Annotated in this window: 14 protein-coding genes; 6 read left to right on the plus strand and 8 right to left on the minus strand. The window is 78.9% G+C overall.

Annotated elements, in window-relative coordinates:
* Positions 1-98: 98 nt before the first annotated feature.
* The 4 genes from egtD to egtA are packed head-to-tail and all read right to left on the minus strand — an operon-like array spanning position 99 to position 4,365.
* Complete coding sequence (gene egtD, locus ACI79L_RS23540; protein WP_456939121.1) at positions 99-1,061, minus strand: L-histidine N(alpha)-methyltransferase; 963 nt, start codon at positions 1,059-1,061, stop codon at positions 99-101.
* A 24-nt stretch (positions 1,062-1,085) separates the two neighbouring features.
* Positions 1,086-1,775: an ergothioneine biosynthesis protein EgtC gene (gene egtC / locus ACI79L_RS23545; protein ID WP_456939122.1), complete on the minus strand. Its 690-nt coding sequence runs from the start codon at positions 1,773-1,775 to the stop codon at positions 1,086-1,088.
* A gap of 2 nt (positions 1,776-1,777) precedes the next feature.
* A complete protein-coding gene (gene egtB / locus ACI79L_RS23550) occupies positions 1,778-3,070 on the minus strand; it encodes an ergothioneine biosynthesis protein EgtB (protein WP_456939123.1) in 1,293 nt (430 codons plus the stop codon).
* Entirely contained in the window at positions 3,067-4,365 is a 1,299-nt protein-coding gene (gene egtA, locus ACI79L_RS23555) for an ergothioneine biosynthesis glutamate--cysteine ligase EgtA (RefSeq protein WP_456939124.1), read from the minus strand. Before egtA ends, egtB begins: the two co-directional genes overlap by 4 nt.
* Positions 4,366-4,539: 174 nt before the next feature.
* Between egtA and ACI79L_RS23560 the strand changes: the two genes are divergently transcribed.
* Positions 4,540-4,992, plus strand: a complete 453-nt coding sequence (locus ACI79L_RS23560) for a DUF309 domain-containing protein (protein ID WP_456939125.1) — start codon at positions 4,540-4,542, stop codon at positions 4,990-4,992.
* A gap of 14 nt (positions 4,993-5,006) precedes the next feature.
* Here ACI79L_RS23560 and ACI79L_RS23565 read toward each other — a convergent pair whose 3' ends face one another.
* Both ACI79L_RS23565 and ACI79L_RS23570 read right to left on the minus strand, forming a co-directional pair.
* The gene (locus ACI79L_RS23565) at positions 5,007-8,213 is read right to left on the minus strand and encodes a BTAD domain-containing putative transcriptional regulator (RefSeq protein WP_456939126.1); all 3,207 of its coding nucleotides are present in this window, start codon (positions 8,211-8,213) and stop codon (positions 5,007-5,009) included.
* A gap of 37 nt (positions 8,214-8,250) precedes the next feature.
* Positions 8,251-9,156 carry a CPBP family glutamic-type intramembrane protease gene (locus ACI79L_RS23570; RefSeq protein WP_456939127.1) on the minus strand — a complete coding sequence of 302 codons (906 nt, stop codon included), beginning with the start codon at positions 9,154-9,156 and terminating at the stop codon, positions 8,251-8,253.
* 128 nt (positions 9,157-9,284) lie between these two features.
* Here ACI79L_RS23570 and ACI79L_RS23575 point away from each other — a divergent pair, with 128 nt between their 5' ends.
* The 4 genes from ACI79L_RS23575 to ACI79L_RS23590 all read left to right on the plus strand — a co-directional run bounded on the left by ACI79L_RS23575 (position 9,285) and on the right by ACI79L_RS23590 (position 13,172).
* Positions 9,285-9,671 (plus strand): hypothetical protein, encoded by a 387-nt coding sequence (locus tag ACI79L_RS23575; RefSeq protein WP_456939128.1) that lies wholly within the window; start codon positions 9,285-9,287, stop codon positions 9,669-9,671.
* Positions 9,672-9,706: 35 nt separating this feature from the next.
* Positions 9,707-11,197 carry a malic enzyme-like NAD(P)-binding protein gene (locus tag ACI79L_RS23580; protein ID WP_456939129.1) on the plus strand — a complete coding sequence of 497 codons (1,491 nt, stop codon included), beginning with the start codon at positions 9,707-9,709 and terminating at the stop codon, positions 11,195-11,197.
* A 73-nt stretch (positions 11,198-11,270) separates the two neighbouring features.
* Complete coding sequence (locus tag ACI79L_RS23585; RefSeq protein ID WP_456939130.1) at positions 11,271-12,125, plus strand: Fpg/Nei family DNA glycosylase; 855 nt, start codon at positions 11,271-11,273, stop codon at positions 12,123-12,125.
* A gap of 84 nt (positions 12,126-12,209) precedes the next feature.
* Positions 12,210-13,172, plus strand: coding sequence for a LacI family DNA-binding transcriptional regulator (locus ACI79L_RS23590; RefSeq protein WP_456939131.1), 963 nt, complete (start codon positions 12,210-12,212; stop codon positions 13,170-13,172).
* A 3-nt stretch (positions 13,173-13,175) separates the two neighbouring features.
* Here the strand turns inward: ACI79L_RS23590 and ACI79L_RS23595 are convergent, their stop codons facing one another.
* Positions 13,176-14,411: an MBL fold metallo-hydrolase gene (locus tag ACI79L_RS23595; RefSeq protein WP_456939132.1), complete on the minus strand. Its 1,236-nt coding sequence runs from the start codon at positions 14,409-14,411 to the stop codon at positions 13,176-13,178.
* 57 nt (positions 14,412-14,468) lie between these two features.
* Positions 14,469-14,909, minus strand: coding sequence for a hypothetical protein (locus tag ACI79L_RS23600; protein ID WP_456939133.1), 441 nt, complete (start codon positions 14,907-14,909; stop codon positions 14,469-14,471).
* 194 nt (positions 14,910-15,103) lie between these two features.
* On the opposite strand from ACI79L_RS23600, the gene ACI79L_RS23605 reads away from it, so the two are divergent.
* Positions 15,104-15,655: a MarR family transcriptional regulator gene (locus tag ACI79L_RS23605; protein WP_456939134.1), complete on the plus strand. Its 552-nt coding sequence runs from the start codon at positions 15,104-15,106 to the stop codon at positions 15,653-15,655.
* The last annotated feature ends 65 nt before the right edge of the window (positions 15,656-15,720 follow it).

Below are 15,720 nucleotides of genomic sequence, written 5' to 3' on the forward strand. Positions count from 1 at the left end.
TGGGGGGCGTCGGGGCCCTGGGCCGGCCACCCCCCCCCCCCCCCCCCCCCCCCCCCCCCCCCCCCCCCCCCCCCCCCCCCCCCCCCCCCCCCCCGCCACTAGGCCGGGACCGCGAGGGACACGGCGAAGTCGCCGTCGGGGTCGGTCCACCAGTGCGTCAGCCGCAGGCCGGCCGCGGCGAGCTCGGCCTCGACGCCCTCCCGGCGGAACTTCGCCGACACCTCGGTGCGCATCTCCTCGCCCGCGGCGAAGCGCACGGTCAGGTCCACCGCCGGCACGGTGACGACCTGCGCGGCCCGCGCGCGCAGCCGCATCTCGATCCACTCGTTCGCCGCGTCCCACACCGCGACGTGGTCGAACGCCGCCGGGTCGAAGTCGGCGCCGAGCTCGCGGTCGAGCACCCGCAGCACGTTGCGGTTGAACTCCGCGGTCACGCCCGCGGCGTCGTCGTAGGCGCGGACCAGCCGGCCGGGGTCCTTCACCAGGTCGGTGCCGAGCAGGAAGGAGTCGCCCGGTGCGAGCGTGCCGGCCAGCTCGGTGAGGAACGCCGCCCGCGGGCCGGGCTCCAGGTTGCCGATCGTCGAGCCGAGGAAGGCCACCAGCCGCCGGCCGGAGCGCGGGAGCAGGCCCAGGTGCGCGGTGAAGTCCCCGACGACGGGGTCGACGGCGATGCCCGGGTACTCGGCGGTGACCGCCTCCCCGGCGGCGGCCAGCACGGACGGGTCGACGTCGCAGGGGACGAACCGCCGCAGCGTGCCGGCCCGGGTGAGGGCGTCCAGCAGCAGGCGGGTCTTCTCCGACGTGCCGCTGCCCAGCTCGACGAGCACCTCGGCGCCGGAGGCCGCGGCGATCTCGTCCGCGCGCGCGGCGAGCACCGCCCGCTCGGCGCGGGTCGGGTAGTACTCGGGCAGCCGGGTGATCTCGTCGAACAGCTCGCTGCCGCGGGCGTCGTAGAACCAGCGCGGCGGCAGCGCCTTCGGCGTCGCGGTCAGCCCGGCCAGGGCGTCGGCGCGCAGCGCGGCCGCGACGTCGTCGGGGGCGAGGTGGCGGGTCGTCGTCACGGGTCTCCTCGGCTCGCGATCGGGTCAGGTCAGCGGGGTGACGGTCAGGCCGTCCGGGGTCGCCTCGACCAGCGAGCGGTCGGGCACGTCGGTCCACGCGGGGTCGTCGTCCCAGGGCTCGCTGGCCAGCGCCGTTCCCTCGGCGGTGACCAGGGCGGAGAGCGTGTCGCCCCAGGTGGTGGCCAGCAGGCGGGTGCCGTCGGCGGCGAGCAGGTTGAGCCGGGCGGCGGGGTCGGCGGCGGCCACCTCGCGCACGGTGTCGCCCAGCGCGTCCGGGCCGCGGGAGAACACGAGGGCGGCCAGAAGCGCGCTGTCCACCGTGGACTCGGCGTCGCGCACCGGCGGGAGCACGGCCCGGTCGACCCGGCCGTTGTGCGACAGCAGCCAGCGGCCGTCGGTGAACGGTGCCGCGGCGCTCTCCTCCAGCGGCATGCCCGCCGTCGCCGACCGGACCGCGGCCACCACGCAGCCGGACTCCAGCACCGGCGCCACCGAGGCGAACGACGGGTCGGCCCACAGCGGCCGCGCCGAGCGCCACCGCACCGGCTCCGCCCGGCCGGGGGCGAAGAAGCCGACGCCCCAGCCGTCGGCGTTCACGGTGCCGTACCGCTGCCGCCGCGGCGCCCAGGACTGCACCAGCAGCGACGACGGCGGCTCGAGGACCAGCGAGGCCACCGACCGCGGCCGGCCCAGCCAGGCGAGGTGCCGGCACACGGTCAGGCACCCGCCCCGTCGACGTCCCACGCCAGCCGGATCCCGCTGAACACCTGCCGCCGCACTGGGTGGTCCCAGTTGCGGAACGACGGCCGCAGGATCGACGGGTCCACCGCCCACGAGCCGCCGCGCAGCACCCGGTAGTCGCCGCCGAAGAACGGCGCCGAGTAGTCGGCGTACAGCATCGGCGTGAAGCCGGGATAGGCCTCGAAGCCCGACGACGTCCACTGCCAGACGTCGCCGACGACCTGCTCCACGCCGTACGCCGAGGCGCCCGCCGGGTAGGCGCCCACCGGCGCCGGGCGCAGCGCCGCCCCGCCCAGGTTGGCCAGCGCCGGCGTCGGGCCGGCGTCGCCCCACGGCCAGCGGCGCCGGCGGCCGGTCGCCGGGTCCCAGACGGCGGCCTTCTCCCACTCGGCCTCGGTGGGCAGCCGGGCGCCGGCCCACGCCGCGTACGCCTCGGCCTCGAAGAACGTGACGTGCTGGACCGGCTCGTCGGGCGGGACGTCCTCGAGCACGCCGAAGCGGGTGCGGGCGCCGCCCGGGCCCCAGTACAGCGGCCGCTCGAGGCCGGCCTCCTGCCGGTGCGCCCAGCCCCGCGGCGACCACCAGCCGGGGGTGTCGTAGCCGCCGTCGGCCACGAACGCCGCGTACTCGGCGTTGGTCACCGGCACCCGCCCGATGCGGAAGGCGGGCAGGTCGACGACGTGCGCGCCGCGCTCGTTGTCCAGCGAGAACGGCTCGTCGGCGGCGTCCACGCCCAGGACGAACGGGCCGGCGGGCACGAGCACCGACGTCCCGGCCACCCCGGACCGCCCGGGCGGCAGCGGGCCGCCCGTGCCCAGCACCGGCGGCCCGACGCGCAGCCCCAGGGTCTGCAGCATCGTCTCGGTGTGCTGCGCCTCGTGGCTGACGACCATCGCGACGTCGAACGGGTCGTCGTCCGGCCCGGCGTGCGCGATCCGGTCGAGCACCCGGCCGCGCACCTCGGCGACGAACGAGCGGGCCTCCACCGGCGGCAGCAGCGGCAGCTTGTCGCGGACCGCGCGCGGGTGGGTGAAGGCGTCGTAGAGCTTCTCCACGGCGGGCGGCAGCAGGCCGGCGCGGCGGGCGTCGCCGTGGCGCAGCAGCCACAGGTCCTCCTGCTGGCCGACGTGCGCGAGGTCCCACACCAGCGGGCTCATCAGCGGACTGTGCTGGCGCAGCAGCTCGGGCTCGTCGAGGTCGGTGAGCAGCAGTGTCCGCTGCCGGGCGGTCTCCAGCTCGCGGGCGAGCCGCTCGTGCGTCGTGCTCACGGGTGCACCTCCGGGTCGACGGGGGCGGTGGCGGTGGCGGCCTGCGGGGCGGTCCCGGTGGCGGCGGCCAGGGCGGCCGCGGGGCCGCCGGCGCGGGCGGCGTCGGCCAGCACGTCACCGGGGCTGCGGCCGCGCCCGGCCAGCCCGGCCAGCGCGGCGACGTCGCCGCGCAGGCACGGGTCGACGGCGGGCAGCGCCGCGGCCAGGCAGCGCACCGCGGCGGCGCGCAGCTCGGGGTCGGCCAGCCCGTCGCGGGCGGCGCGGGTCCACGCCCCGGCGACCGGCGCGGTCGCCTCGGCGGCGGCGTCGGCGGCGGCCGGGTCGTCGAGCAGCGCGGCGGTGACCGCGGCCAGCGCCGGCCACCACGGCTCGGGCGCGGCGTCGAGGTAGCGGATCTCCAGGTAGCCGCGCAGCCGCACCGGCGGGAACAGTGTGGACAGGTGGTAGTCCAGGTCGGCCTGGGTGGGCCGGCGCCCGCCCAGCGGGACCGCGCCGGTCACCCAGTCGGCGAAGGGGGTGCGGGAGAGCACCGGCTCGGCGTCGCCGGTGTCCGGGTCGCGGACCAGCATCACCGGCGCGGCGAGCGCGTACGCGGCCCACTCGCCGGCCGGGTCGGCCCCGCCGAGGATCGGGCCGCAGCGGGCCTGGTCGAGGGCGCCCCACACCTGCTGGCGCGACGAGCGCCAGCCGGTGACCCGCCCGCCGAGCAGCGGCGAGCAGGCCGAGACGGCGACCAGCACCGGGCCGAGCTGGTGGGCCAGCGCCACGCGGCGGCTCCACCCGCTGCGCGGGCCGGCGTCCAGGTTGACCTGCAGCGACGCGGTCGCGGTCATCATCGCCGTCCCCGCCGGGCCGCAGCCGGCGGCGGCGAAGTGCCGCTCCATCGCGCGGTAGCGCGGCGCCGGGCTCACCCGGGCCGGGCGGCGCAGCGGGTCGGTGCCCACCGGCGCCAGCCCGAGCCGGCGCGCGGCCAGCGCGGCGGCGAGGACGGCGCGGTCGGTGCGCAGCGCGGCCACCGCGGCCGCGGCGCCGGGCAGCGGCGGCCCGGACAGCTCCACCTGCCCGCCGGGCTCCAGGGTCACCCGGCTGCCGCCGGGCAGGGCCGGCACCCCGGCCACCGCCGCGCACACCCGGTCCCAGGGCACCCGGGCGGCCGGGGCGTCGAGGTCGACCAGGTGCGCCTCGAGCTCCAGGCCGACCGGGCCCGCCGGGCCGGGCCGCAGCGCGGTGGCGGTGACGGTGGCGACGGCGGTCTCGAGGTCGAGCGCGGTGCGCTCCTCCACGGCAGGGCCCACGGGGCCCACCCCCTCCAGGTCCGGACCGGTCGCGAACGACCGCGGGTCGGTGCGGGGGCGGCCTCGCGCAGGGGCCGTCCTCGACTCCCATCCATGCACTACACGGCCCTGGTGACAACCCCCGGAGCGGCGGCGCACCGCGCCGTCGTCCGGTGTTCGCGCGAGGATCGTCCGGTGGATTCCCCCCGGGACCGGGACGCCGCGGGGCGGGCCCGCAACGCCCGGCCCCGCGACGCCCTCGGCCGCCCGCTGCCCCGCGGCGCCGTGGGCGAGGAGCGCGCGCCGGAGGGGGTGCCGCGCACGCCGGACGAGGCGCTGACCGAGGCGCAGCGGCTGCTCGACGCCGGGCGCCCGTTCCACGCCCACGAGGTGCTGGAGGACGCCTGGAAGTCCGCGCCGGAGACGGAGCGGCAGCTGTGGCGGGGGCTGGCGCAGCTCGCCGTCGGGCTGACCCACGCCGCCCGGGGCAACGGGCCCGGCGCCGCCCGGCTGGTCGAGCGCGGCGCGGGCAACGTCGCGCCCTACGCGGCCGCGCCGCCGCACGGGATCGACGTCGCCGGGCTGCTGGCCTGGGCGCGGCAGCCGCTCGCCGCCGACCGGCCGTTCCGGCTGCGCGGCCCGGGCTGAGCCCGGGACGGGGGTCAGCCGTGCTCGGCCAGCAGCGCGCGGGCGCGGGCGGCGAACGGGGCGAAGCCGAACGCGTCGCAGATCTCCAGCGCCCGCCGCAGCTCCGCCGCGGCGCCCGGCCGGCCGAGCAGCCCGAGCACGCCGCCGCGGTAGAGCGCGGTCGGGCCGAGGACGGTCGTGCCCGCCCACAGCACCACCACGGTGTCGCCGTAGCTCTCCAGCGCCGGCAGCTGGGAGGCGGCGAGGTCGCGGTCGCGCAGCTCCAGGGCGGCGTCGGCGAGCAGCACCGCCCGCACCGGCTCGCGGGCGCCGTGCGCCGGGAACGCGAGCCACCGCTCGACGACGGCGTGCGCCTGCTCCCGCCGCCCGGCCTGCGCGTGGGCCAGCGCGAGGACGGACAGGAACCCGGCGTCGACGGTCGCGGCCAGGTCGACGACCTCGGGCACCAGCGCGCCCATGGCCCGCTCGTGCCAGGCGGCGATGCCCTCGATCGTCTGCCGCGACATCCGGGTGACGTCGGCGGCGGCCGGGGAGGTGGTCGGCGCCTCGCGGACGGCGGCGTCGGCCAGGCGGCGGGCGCCGTCGGCGTCCCCGCGGGCCAGCGCGAGCCCCGCGGACCACCAGGCGTCCAGCTGCAGCAGGTCGCCGTCGCCGCGCCGGGTGGCCAGCTCGGTGAACCGGCGGGACACCGCCGCGGCCTCGTCGGCCTGCACCGTCTCGGTGAGGGCGCAGCGCAGCAGGTGCAGGGCGGTGGCCTCGGCGGCGGGGTCGCCGGTGGACTCGCGCAGCAGCGCCCGGGCCAGCTCCACCCGCTGCGCCGCGTGCGCCGGCGTCCAGTCGGCCACGAACCGGGCCACCCGCGCCCGCGGCCGCGCGGACGGGACGCCGCCGGCCGCGGCGAGCGCGCGGTCGGCCAGCTCCCGGCCGCCCGCCTCGCCGATCGAGGACCGCTGCACCGCCAGCGCGGCGAGCACTGCCGAGGCCAGCTCCGGCGGCAGCGCGTCGGCGCCGGCCGCGGCCTCCTCCAGCAGCGCGACGTCGGTGGCCGCCGGCGCGCCGACCGACGCCCAGTAGCCGCCGAGCCCGCCGCCGGCGGAGGCGACGGCGGCCCGGGCCAGCCGCGGCGCGTCGCCGATCCCGCGGGCGAGGTCCGCGGCGGCGCGCAGGGCGGCGCCGCTCTCCTCCAGCAGCCCCAGCCGGCGCAGCGCCCGGCCGCGCACCAGGTGCAGGTCCGCCGCCAGCGCCGCCTCCCCGGGCGGGACGTGCGCCAGCCCCCGGTCGGCCAGCGCGGCGGCCTCCTCCACGCCGGCCCGGTCCAGCGCCTCGCGGGCGGCCCGCAGGCACGCGCGGGCGGCCGCCGGGTCCGGACCGCCGGCGGCGGCCTCGCTGCGGTGCACGGCGATGGCGCCGGCCGCGGTCGCCGCCGCGGGCCCGGCCTCCAGCACGTCGGCGGTGCGGCCGTGCACGCGCGCCCGCTCGACCGGCCCGAGGTCGGCCAGCAGCACCTCGCGCACCAGGTCGTGCGCCACGCGCACCCGGCCGGGGGAGGTCTCGACCAGCAGGCCCGCGGACAGCGCCGCCGCCACCCCGCCGTCGTCGCCGGACAGGACGGCGGCCAGCAGCCCGACCGGCACGTCCCGGCCCGCGACGGCGGCCGCGGCGAGCGCGTCGCGCGCGGGTGCGGGCAGCGCGGCCAGCCGCAGCCGGACGACGTCGCGGACCCCCGCCGGCACGCTCTCCCCGGCCGACGGCGGCAGCGCGGCCAGCTCGGTGACGAAGAACGGGTTGCCGCCGGTGCGCTCGGCCAGCGTGGCGACGGCGGCGCCGGCCGGGGTGTCCCCGCGCAGCCCCGCGACCAGGTCGGCCACCTCGTCGGCGGCCAGGCCGGCCAGCCGCAGCCGCCGTGCGCCGGGCAGCCGGGCGGCCAGGCCCAGCACGCGGGTGAGCACCGGGTCGGCGGTGGCCTCCTCGCGGCAGGTCGCCGCCAGCAGCAGCCGGCTGCCGTGCAGCTGGGAGAGGACCACCTCGAGCACGTGCAGGGAGTCGCCGTCGGCCCACTGCAGGTCGTCGAGGACGACGAGCAGCGGCCGCTCGGCGGCGAGGGCGTGCAGCCGGCGGGCGGTGTCCAGGCCGAGGGCGAAGCGGGCGCCGGTGTCCGCGCCGAGCGCCGCCTCGGGCAGTCCGCCGAGCACCTGCTGCCACGGCCAGTACGGCGGCGCGCCGCCGATCTCGGCGCAGCGGCCCCAGCGGACGGCGGCGCCGGCGCGGGCGGCGAACGCCTCGACCAGCCGGGTCTTGCCGATGCCCGGCTCGCCGGTGACGACGACGGCGGTGCCGCGGCCCGCGCCCGCGGCCGCCCACGCCGCCGCCAGCGCGGCCAGCTCGCCGGGCCGGCCGACGAAGCCGTCCCCGGCCGGCTCGGCCCGCGGCGCGGGCGCGGCGGCGGGTGCCGGGGCCCGCGCCGGGGCGGCCAGCGCGGCGTCCTGCCGCAGGACGGCGGCCTCGACGTCGCGCAGCTCGGCGGAGGCGTCCAGACCCAGTTCGTCGGCGACCCGCTCCCGCGTGCGGCGCAGCACGTCCAGCGCGTCGCCCTGCCGCCCGGCCCGGTACAGCGCCCGGGCCAGCAGCGCGGCGGTGTGCTCGCGCAGCGGGGCGACGGCGGCGGCCGCGGTGAGGTCGGGCACCAGTTCCGCGCCCGCGCCCAGCGCCAGCCGCGCCTCGGCCAGCCGCTCGACGGCGACCAGTCGCAGCTCCTCCAGCCGTGCCACCGCGGGCACGACGTCGTCCACGTCGGCGACGTCGGCGTAGGGCCGGTCCTGCCACAGCGCCAGCGCCTCGGTCAGCAGCCGGGCGGCCTCCCGGTCGCCGGCGGCGGTGCCGGCGGTGACCAGGTCGGCGAAGGCGTGCGCGTCGACGGCCGGGCGCGGCAGGACCAGCGCGTAGCCGTCGCCGCGGGTGACCAGGACGGCGGCGTCGCGGGCGCCGCGGCCGGGGTCGAGCAGCCGGCGCAGGCGGCTGACGTGGCCCTGCAGGGTCGTCGTCGCGGTGGCCGGCGGGGCGCCGCGCCACAGCCGGTCGGCCAGCGCGGCGGCCTGCACGGTCCGCCCCTCGGCGGCGGCCAGCAGGGCGAGGACCTCGGCGGGCCGGCGCCCGCCGAGGTCCACCGCGGCGCCGTCGCGGAGCAGCCGCGTCGGCCCGAGCACGTCCAGCCGCAGGTCCACGGCCGGGGAGGGTAGGTGGTCGCGGCCCTCCCGGGGCTCAGGCGGCCACCGTGCCGCCGTCGGGGGACCGGCGCAGGGGCGCCACCCGCCACCAGGCGAGCGCGGTGAGCAGCAGCGTGACGGCCCCCGCGGCGCCGGTCTCCGCGGAGAACCACTCGGTGGGCCCGCTGTCGGCGGTCAGCGGCGCGAGCACGTGGTAGAGCAGCGCGTTGAGCACCGCGTGCGCCAGCACGCCGGGCCAGATGCCCCAGCGCAGCTGCATCGAGGCGAGCACGGCGCCCAGCGAGGTGGTGCCCACGGTCAGGCACAGCAGCGCGAACGGCAGCGGGATCCCCGCGGGCGCGCCGCCGAGGAAGAGCACCAGCGGCCAGTGGAACAGCGACCAGGCCAGCCCGCTGACCAGGACGACGGTGCGCGGGCCGGCGACCTCGGCCAGGCGCTGCACCAGCAGGCCGCGCCAGCCGACGTCCTCGAAGAGCGCGAGGGCGACGTAGGGCAGGACCAGCACGGTCAGGCCGAGCGCCACCGTCGGCGTCAGCCCGTCGGAGGCGAAGCCGGCCAGCCCGGTGGCCCAGAGCAGGCCGCCGGCGGTCAGCGTCGGCAGCAGGGCCCACAGCCAGGCGGTGCCGAGGCTGCGCCACGACGTCCGGCGGAAGCCCCAGCCGGGCCGGCGCAGCGTCCCGGCGGTGACCAGCCGGGCGAGGACGGCGGCCAGCAGCGGGATCAGCGCCTGGCCGAACAGCAGCGCCTGGACCAGCGGCGGCTCCTGGTCGACGTGCGCGACGTCGGCGTCCGCGGCCGCCGCGACGGCGGTCGTCAGGGTGAGCAGGCCGGCGGTGGCGCCGAGGAAGACGCCGATCTCCCGCCACGGCGACGGGCGGGCCGCGGGTGCGGCCGGCGGGGTGGACGGGGAGGAGGTGGACAGGGACGAAGCGGTGCTCATGGCGGCTCCAGGGGAGGTCGGTCTCGATCGGCGACCACCGTCGGAGCCGGGGCTGGTCGGGCGCTGGTCGGCCGCTGGCGGGGGGCGGGACCAGCGGCCCACCAGCACGCGGGCGCACCGTGCGGGGCATGGAGCCGCTCGACGCCGTCCCCCCGCCCGGCCGTCCCGCCGCCGAGGCGGTGACCGTCCCGCCGGGTTGCCCGCCGCGCCGTCTGGTCGCCCGCGGCGCCGACGTGGTGCTCGTCGTCACCGCCGGCTGCCCGCTGGTGGCGGTCGGCTCCGCGCCGGTGCGGCCGCGCCCGCCCGGCTCGGCCGTCGTCTGCCCGCGGGGCGTGCCCTGGTCGCTGGCCGGCGGGGACGCCGCGGCCCGGGTGGTCGTCGTCGCCGTCCCGGCCGGGCCGCAGGCCGCCCTGGCCACGCTGCTCGGCCCGCCGCCGCTCGACGGTGCCGCGCTGGTCGCGGCCGCGGCCGACGGCGGCCTGGAGGTCGTACTGGAGCCGATCCCCGGCGGCTGAGCGCGGTCCGTGCCCGGCGGTGCCACGATCGGGGTGTGAGCAGCGACACAGCAGCGGACCCGACCGCCCTCGGCGAGCCGGCCGCCGTCCCCCGCGGTCCGGTCACCTCGGCCTCCTACTCGATCACCGTGCGGCTCACCGCCGACGGCGACCCGGCCAGCATCGGCCGGATCGCGACGGCGGTGGGCGAGGCCGGCGGCGCGGTGACCGCCATCGACGTCGTCGACTCCCGGCCCGACGGGCTGACCGTCGACGTGACCTGCTCGGCCGCCGACGCCGCGCACTCCGAGGAGATGGTCACCGCACTCGGCGCCGTGCCCGGTGTGTCCGTGCGCAAGGTCAGCGACCGCACGTTCCTGCTGCACCTCGGCGGCAAGCTCGAGGTGGCCTCGAAGGTGCCGCTCAAGACCCGAGACGACCTGTCGATGGCCTACACCCCCGGGGTGGCCCGGGTGTGCCTGGCGCTGGCCGAGCACCCCGAGGACGTGCGCCGGCTGACCATCAAGGGCAACACCGTCGCCGTCGTCACCGACGGGTCGGCCGTCCTGGGCCTGGGCGACCTCGGGCCCGGCGCCGCGCTGCCGGTGATGGAGGGCAAGGCCGCGCTGTTCAAGCGGTTCGCCGACATCGACGCCTGGCCGATCTGCCTGGACACCCAGGACGTCGACGAGATCGTGCGCACCGTCGAGCTCATCGCGCCCGGCTTCGGCGGCATCAACCTCGAGGACATCGCCGCGCCGCGGTGCTTCGAGATCGAGGCCCGGCTGCGCGAGCGGCTCGACGTCCCGGTCTTCCACGACGACCAGCACGGGACGGCGATCGTGGCGCTGGCCGCGCTGCGCAACGCCCTGCGCGTGGTGGACAAGCGGCTGGCCGACGTGCGGATCGTCGTCGCCGGGGCCGGCGCGGCCGGGACGGCGATCGTCAACCTGCTGCTCGCCGCCGGCGCCGGCCAGGTGCTCGTGTGGGACCGCGAGGGGATCCTGTCGCCCGACGACGAGCGGCTGTCCCCGGCCAAGGCCGACCTCGCGCGGCGCACCAACCCCGCGGGCGTGCGCGGCGAGCTGCCCGACGCACTGGTCGGCGCCGACGTGTTCATCGGGGTGAGCGCCGGCAACGTGCTGCCGGTGGAGGCGCTGGCCGCGATGGCCGAGCGGGCGGTGGTCTTCCCGATGGCCAACCCGACGCCGGAGGTCGACCCGGTCCGGGCCCGGCAGCACGCCGCCGTCGTCGCCTCGGGCCGCTCGGACCTGCCCAACCAGATCAACAACGTGCTGGCCTTCCCCGGCGTCTTCCGGGGGCTGCTCGACGCCCGCGCCACCGAGATCAGCACCGGGATGCTGCTGGCCGCGGCCGAGGCGCTGGCGGCGATCGTCCGCGACGACCAGCTCAACGCCAACTACATCATCCCGAGCGTGTTCGACCCGGCCGTCACGCAGGCCGTGGCCGCCGCGGTGGCCGACGCCGCCCGCGCCGAGCCGGGCGCCACCGCGACGGTCACCGACCGGACGTCGTTCGTCGGCTGACGCCCGGGCACTTCCGCGGAAGTGCACACGATCGGGGACGACGGGAGGGGACGACGGCGGGGATCATGGCCGGGTGCCCGAGTTGCCCGAGGTGGAGGCGCTGGCCGCGTTCCTCCGCGAGAACGCCGTCGGCCGGGTGGTCGCGCGCGCCGACCTGACCGCGCTGCAGGCGCTCAAGACCTTCGACCCGCCGCTGTCGGCGCTGGCCGGGCTGGAGGTCACCGGCGCCGCCCGGCACGGCAAGTTCCTCGACCTCGACGTCTCCGGGCTGCACCTGGTGGTGCACCTGGCCCGCGCCGGGTGGCTGCACTGGCGCACCGGCCTGCCCACCGCGCCGCCCAAGCCCGGCAAGGGCCCGCTCGCGCTGCGCATCCACCTGGACGACGGCAACGGCTTCGACCTCACCGAGCAGGGCACCCGCAAGAGCCTCGCCGTGTACCTGGTCCGCTCGCCGTCGGAGGTGCCCGGCATCGGCCGGCTCGGTCCGGACGCGCTGGCCGTCGACCGCGAGCAGCTCGCCGCGCTGCTGGCCGGGCGGCACGCGCAGCTCAAGGGCACGCTCACCGACCAGACCGTGCTGGCCGGCGTCGGCAACGCCTACTCCGACGAGATCCTGCACGCCGCCCGGCTCTCGCCGTTCAAGATGGCCGACAGGCTCACCGACGACGAGCTGGTCCGGCTGTACGACGCGCTGCGGGCCACGCTCACCGACGCGCTGGACCGGCAGGTGGGCCAGGCGGCGGCGACGCTCAAGGGCGAGAAGCGGTCGGGGCTGCGGGTGCACGCCCGCACCGGCCTGCCGTGCCCGGTGTGCGGGGACACCGTCCGCGAGGTCAGCTTCGCCGACACCTCGCTGCAGTACTGCCCGACCTGCCAGACCGGCGGCAAGCCGCTGGCCGACCGGCGGATGAGCAAGCTGCTGCGCTGAGAGCGGTCCCAGCCCGCCGGGGGCTCCCCTCCGGCGCCGCCGGGGTGGTACGACGGCCGGGTGCCCGACGCCCCGCCTCCCACGGTGACCCTCGAGCACGTCGCGCGGGCCGCGGGCGTCTCGCGCGCGACGGTGTCCCGGGTGGTCACCGGCAGCGGGCCGGTGTCCGCGGAGACCCTGAGCCGCGTGCGCGCCGCCGCCGAGGCGCTCGGCTACGCGGCCGACCCGGTCGCGCGCGCCCTCGCCACCGGCACCGGCACGCGGGTCGTCGTCGCCGTCACCGGGACGTCGGACGCGGTCCTCGACTGCGAGTACCTGGCGCGGGTGGTGACCGCGGGCGCGCGGGTGCTCACCCCGGAGGGGCTCGGGATCGCCGTCCGCCGGCTGCCGCTGCACGCGCCGGGCGCCGAGCTGGACGCCCTGGCCCGCGACCGCACCGTCGGCGGGGTCGTCCTGGTCAACACCACGCACGAGCTGCTCGCCGCCGTGCCGCGGGGGCTGCGCGGCCGGGTGGTGTCGATCGGCACCGGCAGCGCGGACGTCCCGTCGTTCGACGTGGACGGCGCCGCGGCGGCCGGGGCGTCGGTCGCGCACCTGCTCCGGTCGGGACGACGGCGGATCGCGATGGTCACCGGCCCGCCGTGGCTGCCGTGCGCCGGGCGCCCGGTCGCGGCCTACCGCGCGGCCGTCGTCGCGGCCGGGCTGGAGGCGCGCCCCGTGCCCGGCGGCTTCGACGCCGCGGCGGGGGAGGCGGGGGCCGAGGAGGTCCTCGCCCGCTGGCCGGACACCGACGCGGTCCTGGCCAGCTGCGACGAGGTCGCCCTCGGCGTCCTCGCGGTGCTGCGCCGGCACGGCCGGCAGGTCCCCGGCGACGTCGCGGTCGCCGGGTTCGACGACGTCCCCCTCGCCGGGGTCACCGGGCTGACGACGGCGACGCACCCGGTGGAGCGGATCGCCGGCGCGGCGGTGCGGGCCGTGCTCACCCGTGCCGCGGCGCACGAGACGGAGTTCTTCCCCTCCGAGCTGGTCGTGCGCCGCAGCGCCTGAGCGTCAGCCGACCCGCAGCGCCATCAGCCGGGAGAGCACGCGGGCGAGCACGGTCTCGCTCACGCCGGCGTCGTCGTGCCGGGCGGGACCGGCCCCGGGCGAGCCGACCGCGGTCCACCAGTCCTCCAGCGGCGGCGGCGCCAGGACGTCGACCCGCTGGCCCGGCCGCGGCACGACCACCCGCACGCCCGAGCGCCCGGCGGCGCCGAGCAGCCGCTGCACCGGCTCGTCCCAGCGGTGGAAGGCCAGGTTGAACGTGGCCCAGTGCACCGGCAGCAGCACCCCGCCGCCGAGGTCGCCGTGCGCGCGCACCGCCTCCTCGGGGTCCATGTGGATGTGCGCCCAGGCCTCGTTGTAGGCGCCGATCGGCAGCAGCGTGAGGTCGAAGGGGCCCAGCCGGGCGCCGATGCCGGCGAAGGCGGGCGTGTAGCCGGTGTCGCCGCCGAAGAAGACGCGGTGCCGCGGGCCGGCCACCACCCACGACGACCACAGCGTGGTGTCGCGGGTGAGGTAGCGGCCGGAGAAGTGCCGCGCCTCGGTGCAGGTGATCGTCAGGTCGCCGACCGTCGTCGCGCCGTCCCAGTCCAGCTCGACGACGCGGTCCTCCGGCACGCCCCAGTGGCGCAGGTGCACGCCCACGCCCAGCGGGACGACGAACGGCGCGTCCTGCTGCTCGACCAGCGCCCGCACCGTGGGCAGGTCCAGGTGGTCGTAGTGGTCGTGCGAGATGAGCACGGCGTCGACGCGGGGGAGGGCCTCCACCGGCGCCGGCGGCTCGTGCAGCCGGGTGGGGCCGAACACCGGCGACGGCGAGACGCGGTACCCCCACACCGGGTCGACCAGCACGCGGGCGCCGTCGACCTCCAGCAGCGCGCTCGAGTGCCCGAACCAGGTGACGGCGAGCTCGCCGGCCTCGGCCGGGATCTCCGGGCGGGCCAGCGGCACCGGGCGGGCGGGCAGGCCGACGTGCCGGTCGTCGTGCCACTGACGGAGCAGGCCGCGGCGGGCGTTGGGCGGCGGCAGCGTGGGCGTGGGCAGCGTGTTGTGGAACTTGCCGTGCGACCACTGCGGCGAGCCGGCCGCCGTGGGCCGGATCTCCCGCCGGCCGGCGCCGATCGCCGTGGGCAGGCCCCACAGCGCGCGGGCGAGCCAGCCCGCGGGGAGGGCCAGGGTGGCGGCGGTCAGGGCGGTGCGGCGCGCTCGTTCTCGGCGCGGGGCGGGCGACGGCACGACGTCCATGTTCCCAGCCGGCCCCGGACGGTCGCCGCGACCCGCGTCACCGTGCGGCGCTGCGGGTCAGGTGCTGGGGTCCTCCGCGGGGTCGGGGAAGTCGTACGGCGGCTCGGGGTGCTGGCGCTCGGCGGCGACCAGCACGTCCACCGTCACCTCACCGGCCCGGGCGAACTCGAACGTCACCGGGATCGACTGCGAGGACCGCAGTGACCGTTCCAGGCCCGCCAGGGTGATCGACGGGGCGTCCTCCGCGCCGACGTAGACGGTGTCGTCTGCCGGGACGTCGATCGAGAACGCGCCGCCGTCCGCGTCGACGGCCTCCGCGAAGGGACCCTCGACGGAGGTCAGGGTGTCGTCCTCGGCGCCGGAGTCGGCGATGCCGAGGAACAGCCGGGCGTCCTCGCCCTCCTCGTACAGCCCGTCCAGCGGGTACTCGAGCTGGACCTGCAGCAGCGAGAGGTCGCCGGTGACGGTCTCGTCAGGACCGATCGCACCGCCCGTCACCTCGGGGCCGCGGGGATCGACAGCGGCTCCTCGGCGGTGCAGGCGCACACGGCGAGGACCGGGGCCGCGGGCATCGCGCGTGCGGTGCGGGGCATCGTCGTCCTCCTCGTCTCGGGGCCGGTGCCGTACGCTGCGCTCCTCGATCGATGCACCATGCCAACTGTTGCTGAAATGCAACTCCCGGGGAGGCTCCTGTGGACGACGACGTGCTGCTCGGGCTGGCACGGGCCGTCGTCGGGGTCTCCACCCGGGCCGCCGCGCGGGTGGGGGAGGTCTCGGTCGTGCAGCTGCGCGCACTCACCGTCCTGCGTGCGCGGTCCGGGGCCTCCCTCGCCGACCTCGCCTCCGGGGTGGGCGGCGGCGTCTCGACGACCAGCCGGCTGGTCGACCGGCTGGTCGCGGCCGGCTGGGTGGAGCGTCGTCCCTCACCGGCGAGCCGCCGCTCGGTCAGCCTGCGGCTGTCCGCCGCCGGGGAGCAGCTGCTCGACCGCTACGACGCACTGCGCCTGGCCGATCTGCGAGCCGCCCTCGCCGCCCTGCCCGCGGACCGCCGCGGGCCGGTCCTCGCCGCGCTCGGCGAGTTCGCCGGCGCGGTGACCGGGACGCCGCCCCGGCGGGAGGTGCCCGAGGAGGGCGGGGACCCGGCGTGCTGGCTGGCGCGGGTGTGCCCGGCGTGCGGGCGGATCGCCGACGAGGACCCGCCCACCCGCTGCCCCGCCTGCGGCGAGGAGCTCGAGCCGGCCTGACGACGGCGGCGCGGCGCCCGACCTCATCTCGCGGTGCCCGACCTCGCCCCGCAGCGCGAGGTCGG

Source organism: Geodermatophilus sp. SYSU D00684 (assembly GCF_054050455.1).